Below are 23,631 nucleotides of genomic sequence, written 5' to 3' on the forward strand. Positions count from 1 at the left end.
GCGCGGCGCCCGCGCCGCAGGGCTGCTCTTCTCTGTCGTCACGCGCCGGTTCCCTCCCTGGAGGACCACCGGTCGAGCTGGGGCAGCTGCCCCAGTCTGCCCGGGTGCCAGGGGGCGGTGCCGCCGCTCTCCCACGCCCTGAACGGGAGGCCCAGTTCTTCGCACAGGTACTGGGTGGCGAAGCGGCCCGTGGACGCGGCACGGATCAGGCCGCCCATGCCGACCCATTGGCCGGCCATGGAGAAACCGCTGAGTCCGGGCAGCCGCATCCGGTCCTTGCCGACCAGGCCGGCGGACACGTCGTCGGCGTCCGAGAACGCCTTCCAGGCCAGGATCGAACCGTTGTGGTTCCCGGTGTAGCGCCGGGTCGTCGCCGGCGAGGCCACGTCCACCAGGTCGATCCGCTCGGCCGTGCCCGGCCAGAGCCGCTCCAGGAAGCGCCGTACGAAGTCGGCCACCTTGCGCTTCTGCGCCCAGTAGGCCTTGCGGTCGCTGTGGCGCAGCGCCTTCCAGTAGGTGTAGTCGCTGAAGTAGGTGCAGTGGACCACCGACTTCCCGGGCGGGGCGAAGCCGTCCGAGTAGCGCGAGCGCAGTTGGACCACCAGGCTGCTCTGGAGCGCGCCGGGCAGTTCGGCGGCCTCCTCGGGCGGGAGCAGGTAGGTGGTGCTGTGGGCGTCCTCGGCGGGTAGGCCGCCACGGATGCCGACGAAGGCGGAGACCACGGCGGGAAACAGCGTTCCGGGGCGTTCCAGCAGTTCGGTGTAGAGCTTGTCGATCCTCGCGCCGGTGTATCTGCCCCCCAGCAGTCCGTAGACCGTGGTGTGTCCGTCGCAGGCCGACACGATGTGGTCGGCGTAGTACCTCCTGCCGTTGCGGAGCTCGATTCCGGTGGCCCGGCCGTTGTCCACCAGTACCTTCTCGGTGCGGGCGCGGTAGGTCACCGTCCCGCCGAGTCCGGTGTACCGCTCCTCGACCGACCGGGCGAGGCCGAGCGAACCGCCTTGCGGGAAACCCGCGTTGCCGTGGTAGGCGCTGGCCATGTTGAACAGGTACGGGAGCAGGGGGAAGCCCTCGGGGTCCTGGAAGAAGATGTTCCGGAAGGCTCTGCGCAGCAGCGGGTCCTCGAACCGGTCCGCGAACCGGTGCATCGGCGTGGCCGCGGTGCGCCAGAAGAGGCGGAACGCCGGCAGTACGGTGCGCAGTGTCGCCGCTCTCTCCCGTACGGTCCGCAGGGCGGGCGCGGTCAGGAACGGATAGAGCTCGATCTCCGTGAACCGCCTCAGGTCACGGCAGAAGGAGCGGATCAGCCGTGCGTCGGCGGGCGAGACGCGCAGCAGGTGTTCCTCCAGGCGTGCCGGATCGTTCCAGAAGGTCACCGATCTGCCGCCCTCGTCGACGACCTTGTTGAACAGGTCGAAGTTCCTGACCGTCTTGCCGTCGAGCGCGCCCAGTTCACGCCAGACCTGGTTGGCGTCGTTGCCCGCGGCGGTGCCGATCAGCCACTCGATGCAGTAGTCGAAGAGGTAGCCGTCGCGGGACCAGGCGGTGCAGCACCCGCCGGGCAGCACGTGTTTCTCGAAGATGCGGGTCCGCATCCCGCTCATCTGTGCGTAGCAGCCGGTGGACAGGCCTGCCATACCCGCGCCGATGACGATGACGCGGGGCGCGCTGCCGGGTGTGCGGTGCGGGCTGTCCCAGTCGTCCTCATCCGGCATGGTCCGCCTCCCCCGTGAGAAGGGCGCGTACCAGGGCGGCGTTGCGCGGGAGGTGTTTGGGGTCGAGCATGTCGGCGTGGGTCCCGGAGCCCCGCAGGACGTGGGTCGCGCCGGTGGAGCTGCCGTGCCAGGCGCCGGGGGCGCCGACTGCGTAGAGGCCTTCCTTCTCCTCGTCGGTCACGACGCCGACCGAGGCCGCCACCGTCCCGGTGTTGGGGGTTCTGCCGCAGAACTCCAGGTACTCGGCCGCGTGTTCGAGTACCGTCTTGGCGACGATCTCGGAGCCGGTGTGCTGGTACAGGTGGCGGCCCAGCTCCGCCTCGAAGGTCCTGACACCGTCCTCGCCCGGCTCGTACCTCTCCAGGGTGCGGCGGGAGTCCAGCACCACGACGTGCGAGACCTCGCGCCCGCGTGATTCGAGTTCCTTGGCCACCTCGAACGCGAGGTTGCCGCCCAGCGAGTACCCGAGGAGCCGGCAGGGGCCCTCGGACCCGACGGACTCCACCAGGTCCGCGTAGCGGGCCACCTTGTCCTCACCGGGCACATAGTTGAACGCGACGATCCGGTACGGGCGGAGCTGTTCCGCGAAACCGCGGTAGACGAGCGCGTGGCCACCCGCCGGGGGGAAGCAGAAGACGGGCTGTCCTTGCCCGGGGTTGAAGGTCAGGTAGGGAAGCTCCTCGGACGTCGTGCTGTTGACCAGGTCCTCCACGGCCGCGGCCATGCCGTGAAGGGTCGTGGCCTGGTACAGACGGCTGACAGGGACGCCGATGCCGAACTCCGTGCGCAGGTGGTGGAGGAGTTCGATCAGCTTGATCGAGCTTCCGCCGGATTCGAAGAAGTCGTCCCCGAGTCCCGCCCGCTCCATCCCGAGCAGCGCTTCCCAGTGCCGGGCCATGCTGCGTTCGTAGAGGGTCACCGGTGCTTCGTACGACTGCTGCCGGTCCGCGCCGGCCGGGACCGGGAGCGCGGCGACGTCGACCTTTCCGTGCGGGGTGAGCGGCAGTGCGGGCAGCTCGACGACGTGGGAGGGCACCATGAAGGCCGGCACCGCTCCCGCGAGATGGCGGCGCAGGGCGCGTCGGTCGAGCGTCTCCCCCGGCTCCGTCACGCAGTAGGCGCAGAGGGTCGCGTCCCCCGCGGCGTCGGGGCGGACGGCCACCACCGCGCGGGCGAGGCCCGGCCAGCCCGCCAGATGCGATTCGATCTCCGCGATCTCGATCCGGTGACCGCGCAGCTTGACCTGGTGGTCGCTGCGTCCGAGGAGGTGCATCCGGCCGTGCGTGTCCCAGCGCGCCACGTCGCCGGTCCGGTACAGCCGTACCGGTGCGGCGCCCGGCTCGCGGCTCAGGTTCCACGTCACGAAGCGTTGCGCCGTCTGTTCCGGGTCCCCGGCGTACCCGGTGGCGACGCCCTGGCCGCCGATCCACAGGTCGCCCGGCACGCCGGGCGGGACCGGTTCGCCGTGCTCGTCGAGGACATGGAGTGTGCTGTTCGCCAGCGGCCGGCCGATCGGCACCATCAGGCCGGGCTCGAGGCCGTCCGCGGGCCCCTCGAAGAAGGCGCTGTCGATGGTGGCCTCGGTGACACCGTAGGAGTTGATCACCCGGGTGCCCGCACCGCACAGACCGCGCAGCCGCTCGTACTCCGCCACCTTCCACGCATCGGAACCGACCACCAGCAGGCTCATGAAGTCGAGCCGTTCCCCCTCACGCTCGCAGTGGTCCATCAGGCCCCGGACGACGGCGGGGACGAACTCCGCGCAGTCGACCCGTTCCGTCCGCATCGTCCGGTACAGCCGGGCCGTGTCGAAGATCAGGTCCCGGTCGGCCAGCACCAGGCGGCCGCCCGAGCACAGGGCGCGCACCAGGTCGCCGGTGAACACGTCGAACGAGGGCTCCGCCATCTGGAGATGGACGCGTGCCTCGTCGGCCAGCCGGTACTCCTCGGACCACGCCCCGAACGCGGAGGCCAGGCTGCGATGGCTGACCCGCACGGCCTTGGGGCGGCCGGTGGATCCCGAGGTGTTGATGACGTAGGCGGGCGAGTCGAGGTCGGTCGTCCCCTGCGGGGCCGGTCCCCCGGTCTCCGTCGGGCGCAGCCCGGCCGGGGTCACCACGGTGACGGGCAGGCCCTCGGCCCACGCGGCACGCGTGTCGTCGACGACGATGAGGGCGGCCTCCGTGATGCCCAGTACGTGGGCGACGCGGTCGGCCGGCTGATCGGGGTGGACCGGCAGGTAGGCGCCTCCCGCCCTGAGGACCGCGAGAAGGGTGACGACCAGCTCCGGCGACTTGTCGAGGCACAGTCCCACGACGGAACCCGGCACCACGCCCAGCTCGCGCAGCCGCCGGGCCCTGGCGTTCGCCCTGCGGTCGAGCTCCCCGTACGTCAGGTGTGCCGTGCCGCCCCGCAGGGCGGGCACCGAGACGGCGACGGCCTCGGGGTGTGCGGCGGCGATGTCTGCGATCAGGTGATGGATCGCCCGGTCCCGGTCCGGTTGCCGCCCGGTGACGGCCGGCAGCCGGGAGGCACCGCTCCACTCGGTGATCAGTTGTTCGCGCTCCTGGGTGCCGAGCATCTCCAGCCTCGGGGTGGGCAGTTCCGCGGGCGCCCGCGTCATGCTGCCGAGCAGCTGGACGTAGTGCGCGGCCATGCGGCGCACGGTCCGGGCCAGGAAGAGGTCGGTGTTGTACTTGAGGACGCAGTGGAAACGCCCCTCCGCCTCGTCCTCGTAGACCGACAGGGTGATGTCGAACTGTCCTTCCTCTTCGGGGAGTTCGATGTACTCCAGCCGGTAGCCGTACTGCTCGGTGGCCACCTTGTGGGTGAGCAGGATGAACATCGCCTGGAACACGGCCGAGCGGCTGGGATCGTGCTGGAGCCCCAGCTCCTCGACCAGCAGGACGAACGGGTACTCCTGGTTGTCCAGGCCGTTCAGCACCGTCCTGCGGACCTGCTCCAGCAACTCCGCGACCGTGGGGCCCGCGGACAGGTCCGCGTGCAACGGCAGCGGGTTGACGAAGTAGCCGTAGACCGGGGCGAACTCCTGCTGGGTACGGCCGGTCACCGGGCTGCCGACGATGACGTGGTCCTGGCCGGAGTAGCGGTGCAGCAGTACGTAGTAGGCGCTGAGCAGCACCATGAACGGCGTCACGCCGTGTTCCTGTGCCAGCGCGTGGACCCGGGCACTGAGCTCGTCGTCGAGGACGAAGAACTCCGAGGCGCCGTTGTGTGTCTGCACGGCCGGCCGGGGCCGGTCGGTCGGCAGGTCCAGGAGCGGGACCTCGGCGGGCAGGTGCGAGCGCCAGTACTCAAGCATTCCGCCGGCCTCGCGGCCTGCCAGGAACCGGTTCTGCTGGTTGAGGAAGTCCAGGTACCTGGCACCCACCGGCGGCAGCGAGGGTTCCCGGCCCTGCTTCAGTGCCTCGTACACGGCGAGCAGTTCTTCGATGAAGGTGAAGGTCGAGATCGCGTCCGAGACGATGTGGTGGACGGCCTTCATGATGATCCAGCGGCTCGGCCCGCGTTTGAACAGCCGGAACCGCACCAGCCGGTCGTGTTCGAGGTCGTACGGCTTGCGGTACTCGCGGATGATCGTTCGCTGGATGTCCTCCCATGCCTGGCCCTGGACGTCGAACAGGCCGAGGTCGGGCTCCGTCCCGGAGGTCGTGCGCTGTACCGGCAGGCCGTCCTCCAGATGGAAGTTGGCCCGCAGCGCCGGATGGCGCGCGATGAGCCGGCGCACCGCCTCGAACATCAGGTCGGGTTCGAGTTCGGCGCGCACCTCCACGGCGCCGCCGATGTTGTACGCGTAGCCGTCGGGATTGAGCTGCTTGAGGAACCAGAGCGCCTTCTGGTTCTGGGTCAGGGGGTGGTTCAGCTCGTCGGTGAACACCTCGACGGCCGTCGCGTCGCTCTCTCCCGCACTGCCCGCCGCCACCCGTTCGGCCAGGCCGTCGTACAGCCGGCCGGCCAGTTCGCCGACCGAGGTACCGCTCAGCAGGGCGACCACGGGCAGGGCGATGCCCAGATCGGCCTGCGTCCTGGCGCGGAGTTCCATCGCGAGCAGTGAGTCGAGCCCCAGCCCGGTGAGCCCGGCCGCGGGGTCGATCTCGTGCGCCGCGGCTCGAAGGACCGTGGCGGTGAGCGCCGTGAACCGGTCGGTCACCAGGCGACGGCGTTCCGTCTCCCCGGCGTCGCGGAACGCGTCGAGGAATCCGCCGCCCTCCTCCACCGCGTGTTCCTGAGCGGCTGCGGCCAATTCGGTGACCAGCGGTGGCGGGGAGTCGTACCAGGCCAGGAAGGTCGGCCAGTCGACGACCGTGGCGACGAGCAGCTGGGCCCGGTCCTGTCCGATGACGCGTTCCAGTACGGTCATCCCGGCTTCCGGGGACAGCGAGCTCATTCCCCGGCTGTGGAGGTAGTGATCGACCAGGCCCAGTTCCTCGATCATTCCCGTCGCCCAGGGGCCCCAGTCAAGACTTAGCGCCGGCAGGCCCTGCGCACGCCGCCGATGGGCCAGCGCGTCCAGAAAGGCATTGCCCGCGGCGTAGTTGGTCTGGCCCGCGGTCGTCAGCAGTGAGGCGATCGAGGCGAAGAGCACGAAGTGTTCGAGTGGCTCGTCCCGCAGGTGCTTGTCCAGCAGGTACGCCCCCACGGCCTTCGGGTCGAGCACGGCGTCGAACGTGGGGCGGTCCATGTCGGCGACCAGCCTGTCCCGCACCTGGCCGGCCAGGTGGAACACGCCACGCACGGGCGGTGCTCCGCCCCGCCGGTGCTGGTCGAGCCAGGCGGTCAGCGCGTGCTCATCCGTCACGTCGACCGGTGCGAGGACCGTCTGCGCGCCGGCGGCCTCCAGCTCCCTGAGGAGGGCGACGGCCCTGCCCTGCGCCGTGGCCGGGTCGGTCGCCTGCCAGGTGTCGCGCCCCGGTACGGGGGTCCGGCTCATCAGGATGAGCCGCCGGGCCCCGCGCTTCACCAGCGTCCGGCACAGCAGCCGGCCCAGTGCCCCGAACGCGCCGGTGACGAGATAGCTTCCGTCGGCCCGCAGGCGCAGCGGCAGCGGCCTCGTCAGCCCCTCGGCCGGCCGGATGCGGCTGGTCGCCCGGCGGCCTCCGCGCAGCCCGATCTCCTCCTCGTCGTCGCTGAGGAACTCGCGCAGCAGCGCCTCGGCGTCCGCGCGGATCCCGGGTGCGCCGGGCTCCTGTGCGGGGTCGAGGTCGACCAGTTTGCCACGGTGACCGGCCAGTTCCTGGTGCCGGAGCACTCGCGTCACACCCCAGGCGGGCGCCCCGAGCGGTTCGGGCCCTTCCCCCGGTGACACGGGCTGGGCGCCGCGGGTGACCACGTGCAGCCGTCCGCCGGTCTGCCGGGCGAGGAGGATCCTGGCGAGCGCGACGAGGGAGTACGCGCCGCTGTCCGCGGCCCGCTCCAGGTCCTTGCGCTCACAGGCCGCGATGTCGGGCAGGTCGAGGTTCCACAGATGCACGACGGTTCCGCGGAAGGGCTCGCCGTCCCGGTCCAGCTCGGCGAAGAGCCGCTCCAGCCGGGCGGCGCAGTCCGGTGCGCCGGATAAGTTCCCGGTCCTCGCCGACCGGTCGTCGTGGTCGCCCACGCGTACCGTGCGGCAGCGATCGCCGCGCGCGGTCACCAGCTCCGCGAAGGCGTCCCCGACTCCCCCGTCGTCCGCCAGGACCAGCCAGTCCTGCGGCTCCCCCGTGCCGGGATCCCGCACCGCTTCAGCGGAGGCCGCCGCCCACGGGCGGTCGGTCCAGACGGGTTCCGCGAGCCAGGAGTCGACGGTGCTCCGGGAGACGGCCCCCGAGGCCTTCTCCACGTCGGCCGCACGGAAACCGCGCATACGGCCCAGCGCCGTCCCGTCCTCGGCGTACAGCGCGAGGTCGCCGACCAGTTCGTCCCCGTCGCGGCGGCGCACCGTGCCGTGGACCCACAGGGGCTGGTCACCGACGGGCGAAACGCTCATCTCGTCGAGCGACAGCGGTAGCCGGATGCCGGTGCCCGGCGACGGTGCCTCCCCGGCCAGGAGCTGCGGCGTCAGCAGAGCCTGGAAGCAGGCGTCGAGCAGCACCGGGTGAACGTGGTGGCCCGCCGCCCCGTCCCCGATGACCGCGGGCGCACTGATCCGCGCCAGGACCTCGTCGGTACCGATCCAGACCTCGTCGATGGCCTGGAAGGCGGGACCGTACTGGTAGCCCAGCGCGGCCAGTGCGGCGTAGCACTCCTGGTTGCCCAGCCGGCGCAGGCTCCGTTCCCTGATCGGGCCCGCGTGCAGCGGCGGCCCGGCCGAGCGGCGCTGCGCTGTACGCACCACTCCGCTCGCGTGCACGGTCCGCTCCGCCTCGGGGCCGGCCGCCGCGGACGCGACGACGAAGCCGCCGTCCTCCAGCGACACGGAGAGGTGGACCGTGCGGACGTCGTCCTCGGCCAGGAAGAGCGCCTTGCGCAGATCGATGTCGGCCAGCACGACGTCCGTGCCGCCGGTCAGCTCCCGCACGGCCTGTGCGGCCATTTCCAGGTAGCCGGCCGCGGGGAACACCACGGATTCCTGAATGCGGTGATCGGCGAGGTACGGCAGCCTCTCGGTGTCGAGCCGGGCCTGCCAGGTCGGTTCGGTGTGGTCCGTGCGGCGGCCCAGCAGCGGGTGGTCGAGCATCCCGAGACGGACCTGCGCGACGGCGCCCGGCTCCGTCCAATGGCGGTCGCGGCGCCATGGGTAGCGGGGCAGCGGGACCGTCTCCCCGGCGGGCTGGAGTACGTCCCACGCGATGCCGAGCCCGAAGTTGTGCAGGGTCGCCAGGGACACGGCGAAGCGCTCGGGTTCGTCCTCCTCGCGGCGCACCGACGGAACCGAGACGCCGGTGCGCCCCTTGGCCTCCAGGCATTCGCGGATGGAGTGCCCGAGGACCGGGTGGGGGCCGATCTCGAGGAAGAGACGGTGTCCGTCGTCGGCGAGCCGGTCCACGGCGGCGCGGAAGCGCACCCGGTCGCGGACGTTCTTCCACCAGTAGCCGGCGTCCAGCTCGACGTCCTCGGCTACGCCCTCCTGGCCCGTGAGGTGGACCGGAACCGTCGCCGGACGGGGCTCGATGTCCGCCAGCGCGGTGAGCAGTTCGTCCTTGATGTGATCCATCGCGGCGCTGTGGTAAGGGACCTCCACCGCAAGGAACTTGGTGAAGACCTGTTCGGTTCGCAACGCGTCGGCCAGCGCGGTCAGCGCCGTTCCTTCCCCGGCCAGGGTGACCGAGGCGGGGCTGTTGACGGCGGCCACAGAGATCCGGTCCCCGTAGGGGCGCACCCAGCGGTCGGCCTCGGCCTCGGGCAGGCCGACGGCGAGCATGGTGCCCGTTCCGGACAGGGTGTGCTGGAGGCGGCTGCGGTGGACGGCGATCCTGACCGCGTCCTCCAGCGAGTAGACGCCCGCCTCGTAGAAGGCGGCGATCTCTCCGGTGCTGTGCCCCACCACCGCGTCCGGGTGGACGCCGTACGAACGCCACAGGGTCGCAAGAGCGATCTGTACAGCGAAGTTGGCCGGCTGTGCGAGCCAGGTCTCCGCCATCCGCGACCGGCTCTCGTCGGCCGCCATCTCGTCCATGAGGGACCATCCCGCGATCTTCCGGATCTCCCGGTCGCACGCGGTGACCGCGTCCCGGAACACGGGTTCGCTCGCCAGCAGCCCGCGTCCCATGGCCCACCACTGCGGGCCCATGCCGGTGAACACCCAGACCAGTCGCCGGTCCGGGGCGTCCAGCTGTCGCGCCTGCACCACCCGGGGATGCGGATCGCCCCGCAGATACGTCTCCAGCGCCTCGTCCAGGGACTCCTTGGAGGAGTAGACGACGGAGAGACGCGATTCGAGGTGCTGGCGCCGGTGGGCGAGTGTGTGACCGAGGTCGTCGAGGGCGACCGCGGGACCGTGGCCGCCCGCGAGTTCGCGGCTGATGCCCTGCGCCATCTGCGGAAGGGCGTCCGGGTGACGCGTGGTCAGCGGAAGAATGCTCCAGCTCCGCTCCTGCGACCGGGAGGGCCGGGAGGCGTGGGAGGGCCGGGAGGGTGCCGCGTGCGCCGTGTGCGCGGGTGCCTCCTCCAGGACCGCGTGGGCGTTGGTGCCGCCGAAGCCGAAGGCGTTCACTCCGGCCCGCGCCGGCCCCTCGTGCTCGGGCCAGTCCGTCACCCGGGTGGGGATGTCGTACGGCGAAGAGGCCCGGTCGATGGCGGGGTTGATCCTTTCGAGGTTGATGTGGGGCGGGATCCGGCGGTGCTTGAGGGCCAGGGCGGTCTTGATCAGCCCGGCGATCCCGGCAGCCGATTCCGTGTGCCCGATGTTCGCCTTCACCGAGCCGACATAGCAGGCGGCGCCCGGCGCGCGCCCGATGGCGAGTGCGCGGGACAGGGCGTTGGCCTCGATCGGGTCGCCCACGGGCGTCGAGGTGCCGTGCGCCTCCATGTACTGCAGATCACCGGGGGTGATGCCGGCCTCGGCGCAGACCCGTCGCACGAGTGAGACCTGGGCCTCTCCGTTGGGGACGGTTATGCCGTTGGTGCGGCCGTCCTGGTTGACTCCGCTGCCGACGATCACCGCGTGGATCGGGTCCCCGTCCCGCAGCGCGTCCTCCAGCCGCTTGAGCGCGACCAGGCCGACGCCCTCGGCGCGTACGTAGCCGTCGGCCGAGGCGTCGAAGGTGCGGGAACGCCCTTCGGGCGACAGGAATCCGCCCTTCGTCTCCGCGATGGTGTACTGCGGGGCCATGTGCAACAGCACCCCGCCCGCGAGTGCGAGACCGCTTTCTCCCCTGTTCAGGCTCTGGCACGCCAGGTGGACAGCGACCAGGGACGAGCTGCACGCGGTGTCGACCGAGAGGCTGGGGCCGCGGAAGTCGAAGGAGTGCGAGATCCGGTTCGACACCATCGTCATCATCGTGCCGGTCGCGGTGTGAGCGGCGAGCGTGCCGAAGCTCAGATCGGCGAACTGAAGGATCTTGTAGTCCAGCGTGAACGCACCGACGTAGACGCCCGTGTCGCTGCCTGCCAGCTCGGCGGGCCGTTGACCGCCGTCCTCCAGCGCTTCCCAGGCCACCTCCAGGAGCTTGCGCTGCTGGGGGTCCATGTGATCGGCCTCGCGGGGGCTGATGCCGAAGAAGGCCGGTTCGAACTCGTCGAAACCCTCAATGTATCCACCCCTGCCGCCCGCCAGGCGACCGGGCTTGTCCCGGTGGCGGCTCTTCAGGGTGTTGACGTCGTAGCGGTCCGCGGGCGTGGGGATGACGCAGTCCTTGCCGTCCAGCAGGTTCTGCCAGAAGGCCCGGTGGTCCGATGCTTCGCCGGGAAAGCGGCAGCCGATACCGATGATCGCAACTTTGCCCGTAGAAGCGTCATTGATCGCGTCAGCCAAGTTCGCACACTCCTCATCAGGTGGTCGCGCTGCCGGGAGGCAGCGCCGAAGTCGTGGTGCAGGGGCCGGGGCCCGGGGTCCGGGGTCAGACGCTTTCGCCCCCGGCCCTTTTCACACGGCGCCACGGATGGAGAAGGCTCCCGAGAATCTCGCCGGTTCCTGGGAAGGAGGTGGGATCACAGAGACCGACCGCGGCCGGCTCACGGCCCGACCGCCAGGTGAAACTTCCGAAGAGGTGGTCCCAGCACGACAGGTCGGATCCGTAGTGGCCTGCCTCGGACAGATCCGCGCTGTGGTGCAGACGGTGCTGTTCGGGGCTCGCCAGGACGTGGTTGAGCCGACCGATGCGTACGTCGATGTTGGCGTGGATGAAGTAGCCCTGCGCTGCCACGAACAGTCCCGTGGCGAGTACGGACTCACGGGAGAACCCGGCCAGTGACAGGGTGAGTTGGACGGCGCCCTGGGCGAGGGCGATGTCCAGGACGTGGTTGACGCCGTTGTTCGCGACGTTGACCTTCTGCGGTACGTGGTGCACACCGTGCAGCCGCCACAGCAGTGGGTTGGTGTGCCCCATCCGGTGCACCAGGTAGCTGGCCAGCGAACCGCTCAGCAGGGCGGCCGGGATCTCGGCCCACAGAGGGAGCACCGGATCGGCCGGCGAAATCCTCCCGACCGCGGTCGTCACCCCGAACTGTGCCAGGGCGCTGCCGGCCATCGTGAGGATGAAGTAGACGCCGTACCAGCGCCATTCCGTCCTGCTCGGGTGCCAGTCGCGCCGGTGCGGGATCAGCCTTTCGAGGACGGTCAGGTAGAGCAGCGTACCCACCAGGAAGAGTGGGCTGACCCGACCGGGATCCCAGTGCAGAACCAGCGAACCGGCAGCCACCACGAAGGTGGCCGCCAGGAGCAGAGGATAAGCGAGGACACGCAGAACGCTCTGGTGGTGGTACCTCGCCGATAATCGCCGCGCGGGGCGGATACAGCCGTCGGCGCGTCGTTCGTATTCGTACACCCGAAACACCTCCGTGGAAACGCTGACCGGCCGCGCCGCCTGCGCCGCTGCAAGGGGAACCAGGGCTGCCGGCTTCATACGGAAGCCGAGAGCCCCAGGGGCGTACGGAAAATTGATACCAAGCACCCACGCACCCTTGAGGGTGAATGCGGTGAGGCGAGAATGAGACCTGATCCGATGCGGTGAGCTCGCATGGGGTGTCCCGTACGAGCCCGCTACATCCTTTTCCGCATTGAGCGGCTTCAATCCTCGGCCGATGACTTGATGAGATTCCCCCCGAGCGCCGTGACTGACCTCGCAGTCATTGAACCGGACGTTCGGTCCGGAAGAAATAGAAAGTGGCCCCGCTGTCGCCAATGTGGGTTACTTAGTATTCTTTTCGTTTCTTTCCCGATCGCCGGGCCAGCACCCCGCGGCAGGTCGTGCATGCGCGGCCATGCCGTTCCCGCTGGTCGTCTCGCGACGATCGGCATCGGCGTCGCCGCGACAGGCCACAGGGACCGCGGCCCTCCCCCGGTTGCCATTCCTAGGACCCCTAGGTTATATCTAGAGCTCCTAGGTTCTTGGGGAGGATGTTTCATGGTGCGGGCTGGTCTGACAGTCGAACGGGTGACGGTCGCGGGCGCCGAACTGGCCGACGAGGTCGGACTCGACCGGGTGACCATGTCTCAGGTGGCACGGCGGCTCGGGGTGAAGGATGCGAGCCTCTACACGCACGTCCGCGGTCTGGACGACCTGCGCGGGCGGATCGCGCTGCTCGCGGCGGACGAGAAGACCGTGCGCATCGCGGAGGCTACCGCCGGGCGGGCGGGCAGGGACGCGCTGGTCGCGTTCGCGGATGCCTGGCGGGAGTACGCCCACGAGCATCCGGGCCGCTACATGGCGACGCAGACCCCCATGGAGATCGATCCCGAGCTGGCAGCGAAGGCGCCCGGACCGCGGCGCGCGGTCGAGTTGACCTACGGCATGCTGCGGGGCTACGGGCTGGCCGAGCCCGACCTCACCGACGCGGTCCGGCTGCTGCGCAGCACGTTTCACGGATTCGTCGCCCTGGAGGCCGCGGGCGGGTTCGCGCACGCACGTTCCCCGCAGCGCTCCTGGGTCCGGGCCCTCGATGCCCTGCACACCCTGCTGGAACACTGGCCGCCGTCCCGGGAAGGGGACTCCGCATGACGCAACCGACCATCGGCAGCCTTCGCGTGGACGGTGCGACCCTGCACTACGAGGTGCGCGGTCACGGTCCGCTTCTGCTGCTGATCCCCGGGGGGACGGGCGGTGCGGCGTCCTTCGCCCCGGTCGCCGACGACCTGGCCGCCGAATACACCGTCGCGACCTATGACCCGCGCGGAATGTCCCGCAGCACGCTTGACGACCCCGGGGCCGAGCAACGAGTGGCCGAGCATGCCGATGACGCGTTCCGGGTACTGGAGCTGCTCTCGCCCGGTGAGCCCGCCCGCGTCTTCGGCGCCAGTTCGGGCGCGATCGTCGCCGTCCACCTGCTCACCGCCCATCCCGGACACGTCGAACGCGTCGTGGCACACGAGCCGCCGATGGTGGAGGTCCTTCCGGACGCCCCCCGGCATCGCGCGCTCATCGCACGGGTGACCGAGACGTTCCGCACGGAGGGACTCATGCCGGCGATGGCGGTATTCGCCGCAGGGCTGAAGAAGGAGGGTGAAACGGCCGAGCCGGCAGCCGCGGTCGAGCTGCCGCCGCAAGCAGCGGCGCGGGCCGAGCAGACGATGGCCAATCTGCCGTACTTCGTCGGACGTATCGTCCCCGCCTTCATGTCCTACGCCCCGGACATCCACCGGCTCGAAGCGCTGTCGGACCGGCTCGTGCTCGCCTGCGGCGACGACTCGCGCGGCGAGCTGCCCTACCGTCCGGCCGCCGTCCTGGCCGAGCGCCTCGGCTCGGAACTCCAGCACTTCCCCGGCGGGCACACCGGCCTGACCACGCATCCCACCGAGTTCGGTGAACTCCTCCGCAAGACCTTCCGCGGCTGAGGCGACGACAGCGGGCCGCGGCAGGCCCGACACCGCTCCCCCGGCCGGCGCGCCGTGATGGCGTGCCGGCCGGGGGACGGGTCGTGTCCGGTGCGAGGACCGGAGCTACTTCTTGGCGGACGCCTTGCCGGCGCTGCCGTTGATGACGAACTGCGATCCGGGTTCGACCACGACATCACCGTCGGCCGAACCGGTGATGGTCACATCGGTCAGGGTCGCACTGCCCCGTGCACCTCCATGGGCCAGAATCCCCGACCCGTTGACGGAGTTCTCGATGCGGACGTTCGAGATCTGCGCTCCGGGCACGGATCCACCGCCCGACTTGAACTGGATCCCGTCGTAGGTCGAGTCATGGATATCGGTGTCCCGGATCGTGACGCCGGGGATGTCCTGACTGGCCGCGAACAGCGTGATGGCGCCGAACTCCTGGGCCTCGCCCCAGAACGCCCCGCCCGTGCGGTAGAGCTCGTTGTTGGCGATCAGTGTCTGCCCGGAGAACGGGAGCGGATCGTGGTCCGTCGCCAGCATGATGCCGGGGTAGTTCATGGTGTCGGAGATGATGTTGTTCTCGATCGTGTTGCCGTAACCGCCGTAGATCGCGATGCCGTTGGCCCGCCAGGGAATCTGAATCGTGTTGTTGCGGAAGTGGTTGTCATGGCCGACGTCCACCGACGGGTTCTTCACGTACTTGCTCGACCACACGGCCAGCGAGTCGTCACCGGTGTTCCTGAAGGAAGAGTTGAACACCGTTGAATTGCGGGTGCCGTTGGCGAAGTTGATGCCGTCCGCGTAGGTGTTGCGAATCCTCATGCCAGTGAACTCGACACCGTCACCGGGTCCCCAGAGGTCCGGGATGTTGTCGTAGTCGCGGCCGACCCAGGTGGCGACGTTGGCGTGCTCGATCCACACATTGGTGATCTTGGTGTTCTTGCCGAAGCGGCCGTTGAGACCGACGCCGCCCTCGGCGTTGCCGTCGCCGCCCCGGATAGTGCCGGAGCCGAAGATCGCGATGTCCGAGATCTTGGTGTTGTCGTCGATGTCGAAGCCGAAGTTCCCCTCGTGCGGGTGGTTGATGCCGCCCGCGTCCTGCGGCGCGGTCAGGGTGTACAGCTGGGAGTGCCACATGCCGGCGCCGCGGATCGTGACGTCTCGGATACCCACCTGGTTGTACTGGCCCCGGTTCAGCGGATCGTCGGTCAGGATCTTCTGCTCCTGCCGCCACTGCCCCGGCGGAATCCACACGCAGCCGATGTCACCGTTCTGATTCGCCGTCACGGCCCGCTGGATGGCGTCCGTGTCGTCGATCCCGTCGTTCGGGACGGCTCCGTAGGCGGTGATCGAGGTACATCCGGCCGGCTGGGCGGCCGCCGGTGCCACCTGCTCCAGATCGACGAGGTCGATGATGTAGAAGGAGGCCGAGTCGCCCGCGTCGCGCTGGAGACGGAACTTCGTACCGGCGGGGTAGGTCTGGCCCAGCAGTGCGTTGGACTCGTCGAACAGCCTGCGGGCGTCGCCCCCCGGCCGGTTGGTCAGGCCCTCTGGGCTGTCCGTGTCACCGTACAGCCAGCTGTGCTTGGAGGAGAGGGTCAGCTTGCGGGCGAAGGTGCCGTTGACGTAGAGGCTGATCGTGGCCTCCGTCCCGCCGCCGTCCGGGGCGTCGGGGATGGAGTTGCGGACCACGATCGAGTTGGACGGAACGGTCGAGGTGACCTCGACGTACTCGCCGGTGGAGTCGAGCCGCACGGACTGGCGGCCCGAGGACTCGGTGGCGAAGTTGGTGTGACCGAAGGTGCGCTTCTTGTCGGACGTCAGCAACGCGCCCTGGTAGTCGCCCTTTTCCACCTCGTACTCGGTATACGGAACCGCCGCCCCGCGGCCGACGACGATGGCGCGCGAGAAGACGTTGTTGTTCTCGTTCGTCTCGGCGACGACATCGGTCGCGTCCGCGGTGGCGGTCAGGTTCGCACCACCGCTCTTCGCGGTCCAGCTCCCGCTGATGGGCACGCTGACCGTGCCGCCGGCGGGAATCGCGCCGGTCGTGCCGTTCAGCGTGGTGCTCTCCACGACAAGACGGGTCACCGTCGGTGAACTCACCGCACTGGTACCGCGGTTGTGCACGGAGACGGTGAAGCTGACGGCGGAGCCCACTGCGGGATTCGCCGGGCTGGAGGTGATGCCGAGCACCTCCAGGTCGGGGCCGGGGCTCTGAGCGACCACGAGCTTCGAGGACGCGGTGCGGCTGTTGTTGCTGTTGTCCTGCTCGATGACCGTGTCGGCCGGGTCGACCACCGCCGAAACGCTGTACGAGCCCATCGGCCGCTTGCCGACGTCGACCTGAACGGTGGCCGAGGCACCGGCGGCAAGGCCGCTCACCGGTGCGCTGCCGGCGACCACGCCCTCCAGGCTCACATCGACCGTTGTCGCGGCGGCCGGCGCCGTACCCGTGTTGCGTACGGTGACGCTCACGGTGACGTCGTCCTTCTCGGACGGCGAGGCGGGCGACCACGTCAGTTCGGAGATCGTCAGGTCCGGGTTGGGGGCGGCGGTCCCGACGACCTGGATCTCGGCGACCTGTGCACCGGGAGCACCGGTGTTGGAGAAGAACTTGAGCTGGACGTCCGCGTACCGCCCGGTCACCGGGATCGTCACCGTGTTCTGGTTGCCGGTGGGGTTGAACGCGTAGTCGGCCCGGTCCTTCAGCGAGGTGAAGCCGGTGGCGGACTGGGAGCGGCCGAGGATCTGGAGCCCCTGGGTGCGGGCCGCCCAGGCCTGGTCCGGGGAGAGCTTGACGACGACGGCCTCGATGTCGGCGTCGGCGCCGAGCTTCACCGTCAGCGTCGCCGGGTAGCCGTTCGACTCCCAGTACGTGCCGGGCTTGTCGTCATTGGCGTTGGACGCCACGAAGTTCTGCGTGTACGAGGACGCCTCGATCGGCTTGTTCAGTGCCAGGTTGGAGCCGACTGCCGTCGGCGGGCCGGGATCGTCCCCGCCGTCCTCCCCGTAGACCTCCACCTGTGAGAGCTGTGCCGCGTTCCAGCCGGTGTTGGCCGTCACCTGCACCCGGATGTAACGGGCCTGCTTCGCGGTGAAGCCGACGGTGACGGTGTTGCCCGCCGACGGGGTGAACTCCCGTGCGGCCGGGGCGGACAGGGCGCTGAAGCTGCTTCCGTCCGCGCTGCCCTGGACGCCGAGTGTCTGGGTCCGCGCCTCCCAGGTGTTCGGCAGCCTCAGCACCACCTGGTCGACGTCGAACCGGGCCCCGAGGTCGATCTGCACCCACTGCGGGAGCGCGCCGGAGCTCTCCCAGTACGTCTGCTGGCTGCCGTCGGTGACATTCGACGCCGGGTAGGCGCCGTTCGACCCACTGGCCGTCGACTGCTTACCGAGGGCGAGGTCGGGGCCCTGTACGGCTGCCGAGGCGGTGACCGGCAGGAGCCCGACCGTCATCAGCGCGGCTGTCACCGCACCGATGAGGAACCGCCATCTGAATTGCTTCCATCTCATGCTGTCCTCTGTTCCGTCGGGCTGCGGGACCGGGAGGGCACGACGACGCATCACCGGCCGCGGGGGGGGGGGCCCCCCCCCCCGCCCGGGCGCGGGGGGGGGGGGGGGGGGGGGGGGCCGCCGGGGGGGGGGGGCCCGGGGGGGCCCCCCCCCCCCCCCCCCCCCGCCGCCCCCCCCCCGCCCCCCGCCCCCGGCAGGGGCCGGGGTGTGGGCTGCCGGTGCACCGATGGGGGGGAACGATCAGGTACGCCGGCAGGAGCGAGAGCGAGCAACCTGCCGGGAATCTCACGCTCATTGCCTAGTATTTTGAGTGATCTGGTCAATTTTTTGCGGTGTCGAGGTGACAGGTTTCTAGCAGGTCACACTTTTGTCAACGGTCCTCACATCGACTCCCGGCACCGCACACAACCGGATGCATCCATCACCGAATCACCGCCGCTTCCACACATCGGATCTCAACGGGACCACTGAGTACCCGGTGGAGACTCAGGCGCGCGACAGGTGACTGAAAATGATTGAAATTCGATCTTTCGAGCATCTATTGACATGACCCGATCATGCATTGCCCTGACAGCTCCTACCTTTGTCATGCTCAAGCGGAGCGGCAGGAGTAACAGCGGGGGCGAGGGACCGACGCAGCGGCTCATCCCGACTTCGCGGCCGCGATGAGCGTCGATGCGCCGGCCCTGCCCCTGGCCAACGGCGACCTCGCAGTGTCCCTCCCTGCTGCCTCGACGCGCGGAGCTGTCCCCTGCGGAGCTGTCCCCTGGGGAGCGGGAGACCGGCTGGGACGGTGGTTTCCATCCCTGCGAGGAGCGTGATCGCCAACATTGCGGCGCTCAGGGCGGTACTCCAGAATGCCGGTATGACGGATGAACTCAGACCGGCCGACCACACTTCCGGGCCCATCGCAAAGGCCGATATGCGGGCATCCGACCGCGACCGGGACCAGGTCGTGGAGATCCTTCAGGTTGCCGCGGGCGACGGCCGGATCACCGCTGCCGAGCTGGACGAGCGGTTGGACGCGGCGTTGTCCGCCCGCACCACCGGTGATCTGGCCCGGCTGACCGCCGACCTGCCCTCCGAAGGAATGCCCCCACAGGCCAAGGAGCTGGTCCGGATCGACCAGCGCTTCGGTGATGTCTCACGCACGGGCCGCTGGCTGGTTCCGCGCCGTATGGAAATCCGCCTGATGTTCTGCGAGGCGAAGCTCGACTTCACCGACGCGTTGATCACCCACAACACCCTTCACATCGATGTCGACCTGCGCATCGGGGGGAACCTGATCCTGGTGACCAGGCCGGGCGTCGTGGTCGACACCGACGGCCTGGAACGCAGCAGCGGCGAGATCAAGATCCGACCGGCCGTCGACGCCGACACTCCCACTGCCCTGCGTGTACTCCTGGCCGGGCAGTCCCGCGGCGGCGACATCACCGCCCGGCCCCCGCGACGGAAGCTGTCGGAGCGGATGCGTCGCACACCTGGTCAGCTAGGCCGCTGAACAGCGTCCCCGTGCGGCCGGGTTCGGTCAGGGCCGGGGGTGGGGAGCGCGCGTGATGTCACTCCGGTGAAACCGCGGAGATCCTCTTCTCGAACCAGTGGTCGGCGTACCGCTCCTCGTTGAAGGCAGGGACCTCCTCGTAACCGGTGGCGCGGTACAGGCGGATGGCGGCAGTGAGCGCCCGGTTGGTGTCCAGGCGCAACACGTCGCGGCCGTGTTCGCGGGCCCGCGCCTCCAGCTCGGCCAGGAACCGGCGTCCGAGGCCGAGGCCCCTGGCGCGGGGCGCGACCCACATGCGCTTGATCTCGGCCGAACCGTCCTGCGACAGCTTCAGACCGGCGCAGCCGACGGGCTCGCCGTGCAGTCGGGCGACCAGGAACAGACCGTGCGGCATACGGAGCCCGGCCGGGTCGGGCAGCAGACTCAGCACGGGGTCGAAGCCGGTCTCGAAGCGTTCCGCCAGCTCGCCGGAGTAGGACCGAAGGCAGTGCTGGGCATCGGGATGCTCCGGGTCAAGGGCGTCCAGGATCACCGTCGAGGCGGTCAGCAGACGGTCGACCTCGGCCATCGCGGCGACGAGCCGGGCGCGCTGGGCGGTGTCGAGCGGGGCCAGCAGGGAACCCGCCAGCTCTTCGCTGCGGCCGTCGAGCACGGCACGCTCCGCGCGGCCCGCCCGGGTGAGCCTGACCTGACGCACCCGTCTGTCCCGGGGGTGCGGCTCCACCGTGACCAGACCGTCGGCCTCCAGGGCGCGCAGTAGCCGGCTGACGTATCCGGAGTCGAGCCCGAGACGCTCGCGCAGCCGCCGTACGTCCTGGCCCTGCTCGCCGATCTCCCACAGCAGCCGGGCCTCGCCGATGGGCCGGTCGCAGGCAAGGTAGTTGTCCTGGAGCACGCCCACGCGCTCGGTGACGGTCCGGTTGAACCGCCGCACCTGGTCGATCTGTTCCGCATCCATTCTCTGACTTTAGTCAGAGATGCACGTGAGGGGCCAGCGGCACGGCGCGGGCACCCACAGAGCCGGCCGGACGCGCCTCGTGGAACACGTTCACATCGCCCCTCCCTGATTGATTGAAACCGTTCAAACAATCAACTCGCTTGCACAGCAGTGAATATGAAGGATGCGCACCCGGGTCACACTCCATCAAGAAACTCCCTGCACACTCATTGACCCACACCCCGCCCGCCTCTACGTTCAGCTACGTCCACTCTGTGAATCGATTCATCTCTTTCTATGTGAGGGGCCGCATTGATCAGCAGGAGGAACATCCTGACGAGCGCAGCCGCCACGGTGGGCGCCGTAGCAGCCGGAGCCGCACCAGCCGTGGCCGCGCCCGCACCCTCCCGGGCGCAGACGCGGCGCGGCGCACCACGCGTCTCGACGCCGACCGTCGAGTACGTTCAGCATCCGCTGGGCCTCGACACGCAGCACCCTCGGCTGAGCTGGCCGTTCGCCTCGGACGAGGCGAACGTGCGGCAGAGCGCCTATCAGATACGGGTCGCCTCCAGCGCGTCCGGCCTGTCGCACCCGGACGTCTGGGACAGCGGGAAGGTGATGTCCGGCGAATCCGTTCTCGTCCCCTACGCGGGACCCCCGCTCACGCCGCGGACACGCTACTTCTGGTCCGTACGGGTGTGGGACACGGCCGGTGGCGAGTCCGGCTGGAGCGCGCCCTCGTGGTGGGAGACCGGCCTGATGGACCCGGCGCAGTGGTCCGCCACCTGGGTGTCCGCTCCCCCGTCCCTCACGGACGCGCCGTCGCTGGAGAACAGCTCCTGGATCTGGTTCCCCGAGGGCGATCCCGCCAGCAGCGCGCCGGAGGGGACCCGTTGGTTCCGGCGCACCATCGATGTCGCGGACGGGATCACCGCGGCGACCCTCGCCATCAGCGCGGACAACGTGTACGCGGTCTCCGTGAACGGCACCGAGGTCGCGCACACCGACCTCGCGACCGACAACGAGGGCTGGCGCCACCCGGCGGTCGTCGACGTCCTCGCACAACTGCGTCCAGGAAAGAACGTTCTCGCGGTGTCGGCGGCCAACGCGAGCGAAGGGGCCGCCGGCCTGATCGCCGCCCTCACCCTGCGCACGGCATCCGGCGAAGAGGGCGTCGTCACCGACGCCTCCTGGAAGTCGACGGACAAGGAGCCCGCCGGCAACTGGCGCGGGCCCGGTTTCGACGACAGCGGCTGGCCGGCGGCGAAGGAGGCGGCCGTGTGGGGAGCCGCCCCGTGGGGCAAGGTAATTCCTGCGGTGTTCGGGGCCAACCAGCTACGGCGCGAGTTCGAGCTGCCGCGCAAGAAGGTCGCACGGGCGCGCTTGTACGCCACCGCTCTCGGCCTGTACGAGGCCCATCTCAACGGCCGCCGCGTGGGCCGCGATCAGCTCGCTCCCGGCTGGACCGACTACCGCGAGCGCGTCCAGTACCAGACGTACGACGTGACCACGCTGCTGCGGCCCGGCGCGAATGCCATCGGTGCGTATGTGGCACCGGGGTGGTACGCGGGCAATGTCGGCATGTTCGGGCCCCACCAGTACGGGGAACGTCCCTCGCTGCTCGCCCAGTTGGAGATCGAGTACACGGACGGGACGAGTCGGCGTATCACGTCGGACACGCACTGGCGGGCCGCCTCCGGGCCGATCCTCTCCGCCGATCTCCTCAGCGGAGAGACGTACGACGCGCGCAAGGAGACCCCCGGCTGGACCTCGCCCGGCTTCGACGACCGGACCTGGTCCGAGGTCCGCGGCGCGGGCGAGAGCGCACCCCGGCTGATCGTCGCGCAGGTGGACGGCCCGGTCCGGGTGGCCAAGGAGCTTCCCGCCAGGAAGGTGACCGAGCCCGCGCCCGGGGTCTTCGTCTTCGACCTGGGGCAGAACATGGTCGGCTCGGTGCGGCTGCGCCTCTCGGGCGACGCGGGTACGACGGTGCGGCTGAGGCACGCCGAGGTCCTCAATCCCGACGGCACCGTCTACACCGCGAATCTTCGGAGCGCCGCGGCGACCGACACCTACGTCCTCAGGGGCGGCGGCGCCGAGACGTACGAACCGCGCTTCACCTTCCACGGATTTCGCTACGTCGAGGTGACCGGGCTCCCCGGCACTCCCCCGGCCGGCGCGCTGACCGGTCGCGTCATGCACACGTCCGCCCCGTTCACCTTCGAGTTCGAGACCGACGTCCCGATGCTCAACAAACTGCACAGCAACATCACCTGGGGCCAGCGGGGCAACTTCCTCTCCATCCCGACGGACACGCCCGCACGCGACGAGCGGCTGGGGTGGACGGGTGACATCAACGTCTTCGCGCCGACGGCCGCGTACACGATGGAGTCGGCCCGCTTCCTCACCAAGTGGCTCGTGGACCTGCGGGACGCCCAGACCGCCGAGGGCGCCTTCACGGACGTGGCGCCCATCGTCGGCAACGTCGGCAACGGCGCGGCCGGCTGGGGCGACGCGGGCGTCACGGTCCCGTGGTCGCTGTACCAGGCGTACGGGGACCGACAGGTCCTGGCGGACGCCTGGCCGTCCATCCGGGCCTGGCTGACGTACCTGGAGAAGAACAGCGACGGCCTGCTGCGGCCGGCCAGTGGGTACGGCGACTGGCTGAACGTCTCCGACGAGACCCCGAAAGACGTCATCGCCACCGCGTACTTCGCGCACAGTGCCGATCTCGCGGCCCGGACGGCCAGGGAACTCGGCGAGGACCCCGCCCCCTTCCTCGACCTCTTCGCGCGCGTACGGAAGGCGTTCCAGGCCGCCTACGTCACCGCCGAAGGGAGGGTGAAGGGCGACACGCAGACGGCGTATGTGCTGTCCCTGTCGATGGACCTGCTGCCGGACGCGCTGCGGGAGGCGGCGGCCGACCGGCTCGTCGCACTGATCGAGTCCAAGGACTGGCATCTGTCCACTGGCTTCCTCGGCACGCCCAGGCTGCTGCCGGTCCTCACCGGCACCGGGCACACCGATGTCGCCTACCGCCTGCTCCAGCAGCGCTCCTTCCCCAGCTGGGGCTACCAGATCGACAAGGGCTCCACCACCATGTGGGAGCGCTGGGACTCCATCCAGCCCGACGGCAGCTTCCAGACCCCCGACATGAACTCCTTCAACCACTACGCCTACGGGTCCGTCGGCGAGTGGATGTACACGAACATCGCCGGTATCTCGGCGGGCCGGCCCGGCTTCCGCGAGATCGTGATCCGTCCTCGGCCGGGCGGCGACGTCACATCGGCCCGCGCCACGTTCGCCTCGGTCTACGGCCCCGTCTCCACTCAGTGGAAACTGCGCTCCGGCGGCATCGACCTGCGGTGCGCCGTGCCTCCCAACACGAGCGCCGAGGTGTGGGTCCCCACGGACACCCCGGGCTCGGTCACCCACACCCGCGCCACATTCCTGCGCGAGGAGGGGGGCTGCGCGGTGTACCGGGTCGGCTCCGGGAACCACCGCTTCACCGGGTAGGACGCCTCGTCACCACTGCCCCGGCGTA

The 23,631-nt window shown here is 69.8% G+C and carries 9 protein-coding genes; 4 read left to right on the forward strand and 5 right to left on the reverse strand.

Annotation, left to right across the window (positions count from 1 at the left end):
* Nucleotides 1–38: 38 nt before the first annotated feature.
* The 3 genes from ACZ6S6_RS09310 to ACZ6S6_RS09320 all read right to left on the reverse strand — a co-directional run bounded on the left by ACZ6S6_RS09310 (nt 39) and on the right by ACZ6S6_RS09320 (nt 12,106).
* Entirely contained in the window at nt 39–1,715 is a 1,677-nt protein-coding gene (locus ACZ6S6_RS09310) for a phytoene desaturase family protein (protein ID WP_469704558.1), read from the reverse strand.
* Nucleotides 1,705–11,127 (reverse strand): non-ribosomal peptide synthetase/type I polyketide synthase, encoded by a 9,423-nt coding sequence (locus tag ACZ6S6_RS09315; RefSeq protein WP_469704559.1) that lies wholly within the window; start codon nt 11,125–11,127, stop codon nt 1,705–1,707. The genes ACZ6S6_RS09310 and ACZ6S6_RS09315 overlap by 11 nt, the downstream gene beginning before the upstream one ends.
* Nucleotides 11,128–11,212: 85 nt before the next feature.
* Nucleotides 11,213–12,106 (reverse strand): sterol desaturase family protein, encoded by an 894-nt coding sequence (locus ACZ6S6_RS09320; RefSeq protein WP_362966351.1) that lies wholly within the window; start codon nt 12,104–12,106, stop codon nt 11,213–11,215.
* A 612-nt stretch (nt 12,107–12,718) separates the two neighbouring features.
* Between ACZ6S6_RS09320 and ACZ6S6_RS09325 the strand changes: the two genes are divergently transcribed.
* Together ACZ6S6_RS09325 and ACZ6S6_RS09330 are read left to right on the forward strand one after the other, a co-directional pair.
* A complete protein-coding gene (locus ACZ6S6_RS09325) occupies nt 12,719–13,312 on the forward strand; it encodes a TetR/AcrR family transcriptional regulator (protein WP_362966329.1) in 594 nt (197 codons plus the stop codon).
* Nucleotides 13,309–14,145 carry an alpha/beta fold hydrolase gene (locus ACZ6S6_RS09330; protein WP_469704561.1) on the forward strand — a complete coding sequence of 279 codons (837 nt, stop codon included), beginning with the start codon at nt 13,309–13,311 and terminating at the stop codon, nt 14,143–14,145. The genes ACZ6S6_RS09325 and ACZ6S6_RS09330 overlap by 4 nt, the downstream gene beginning before the upstream one ends.
* A 105-nt stretch (nt 14,146–14,250) precedes the next feature.
* Here ACZ6S6_RS09330 and ACZ6S6_RS09335 read toward each other — a convergent pair whose 3' ends face one another.
* Nucleotides 14,251–17,649 carry a CARDB domain-containing protein gene (locus ACZ6S6_RS09335; RefSeq protein WP_469704563.1) on the reverse strand — a complete coding sequence of 1,133 codons (3,399 nt, stop codon included), beginning with the start codon at nt 17,647–17,649 and terminating at the stop codon, nt 14,251–14,253.
* 865 nt (nt 17,650–18,514) lie between these two features.
* Here ACZ6S6_RS09335 and ACZ6S6_RS09340 point away from each other — a divergent pair.
* A complete protein-coding gene (locus ACZ6S6_RS09340; protein WP_469704565.1) occupies nt 18,515–19,150 on the forward strand; it encodes a DUF1707 SHOCT-like domain-containing protein in 636 nt (211 codons plus the stop codon).
* A 58-nt stretch (nt 19,151–19,208) separates the two neighbouring features.
* Here the strand turns inward: ACZ6S6_RS09340 and ACZ6S6_RS09345 are convergent, their stop codons facing one another.
* On the reverse strand, nt 19,209–20,108 hold the full coding sequence (locus ACZ6S6_RS09345; protein WP_469704567.1) for a bifunctional helix-turn-helix transcriptional regulator/GNAT family N-acetyltransferase: 900 nt from the start codon (nt 20,106–20,108) through the stop codon (nt 19,209–19,211).
* Nucleotides 20,109–20,399: 291 nt separating this feature from the next.
* Between ACZ6S6_RS09345 and ACZ6S6_RS09350 the strand changes: the two genes are divergently transcribed.
* Entirely contained in the window at nt 20,400–23,603 is a 3,204-nt protein-coding gene (locus tag ACZ6S6_RS09350) for an alpha-L-rhamnosidase (RefSeq protein ID WP_469704570.1), read from the forward strand.
* The last annotated feature ends 28 nt before the right edge of the window (nt 23,604–23,631 follow it).

This window comes from Streptomyces sp. NPDC048671, assembly GCF_055587045.1.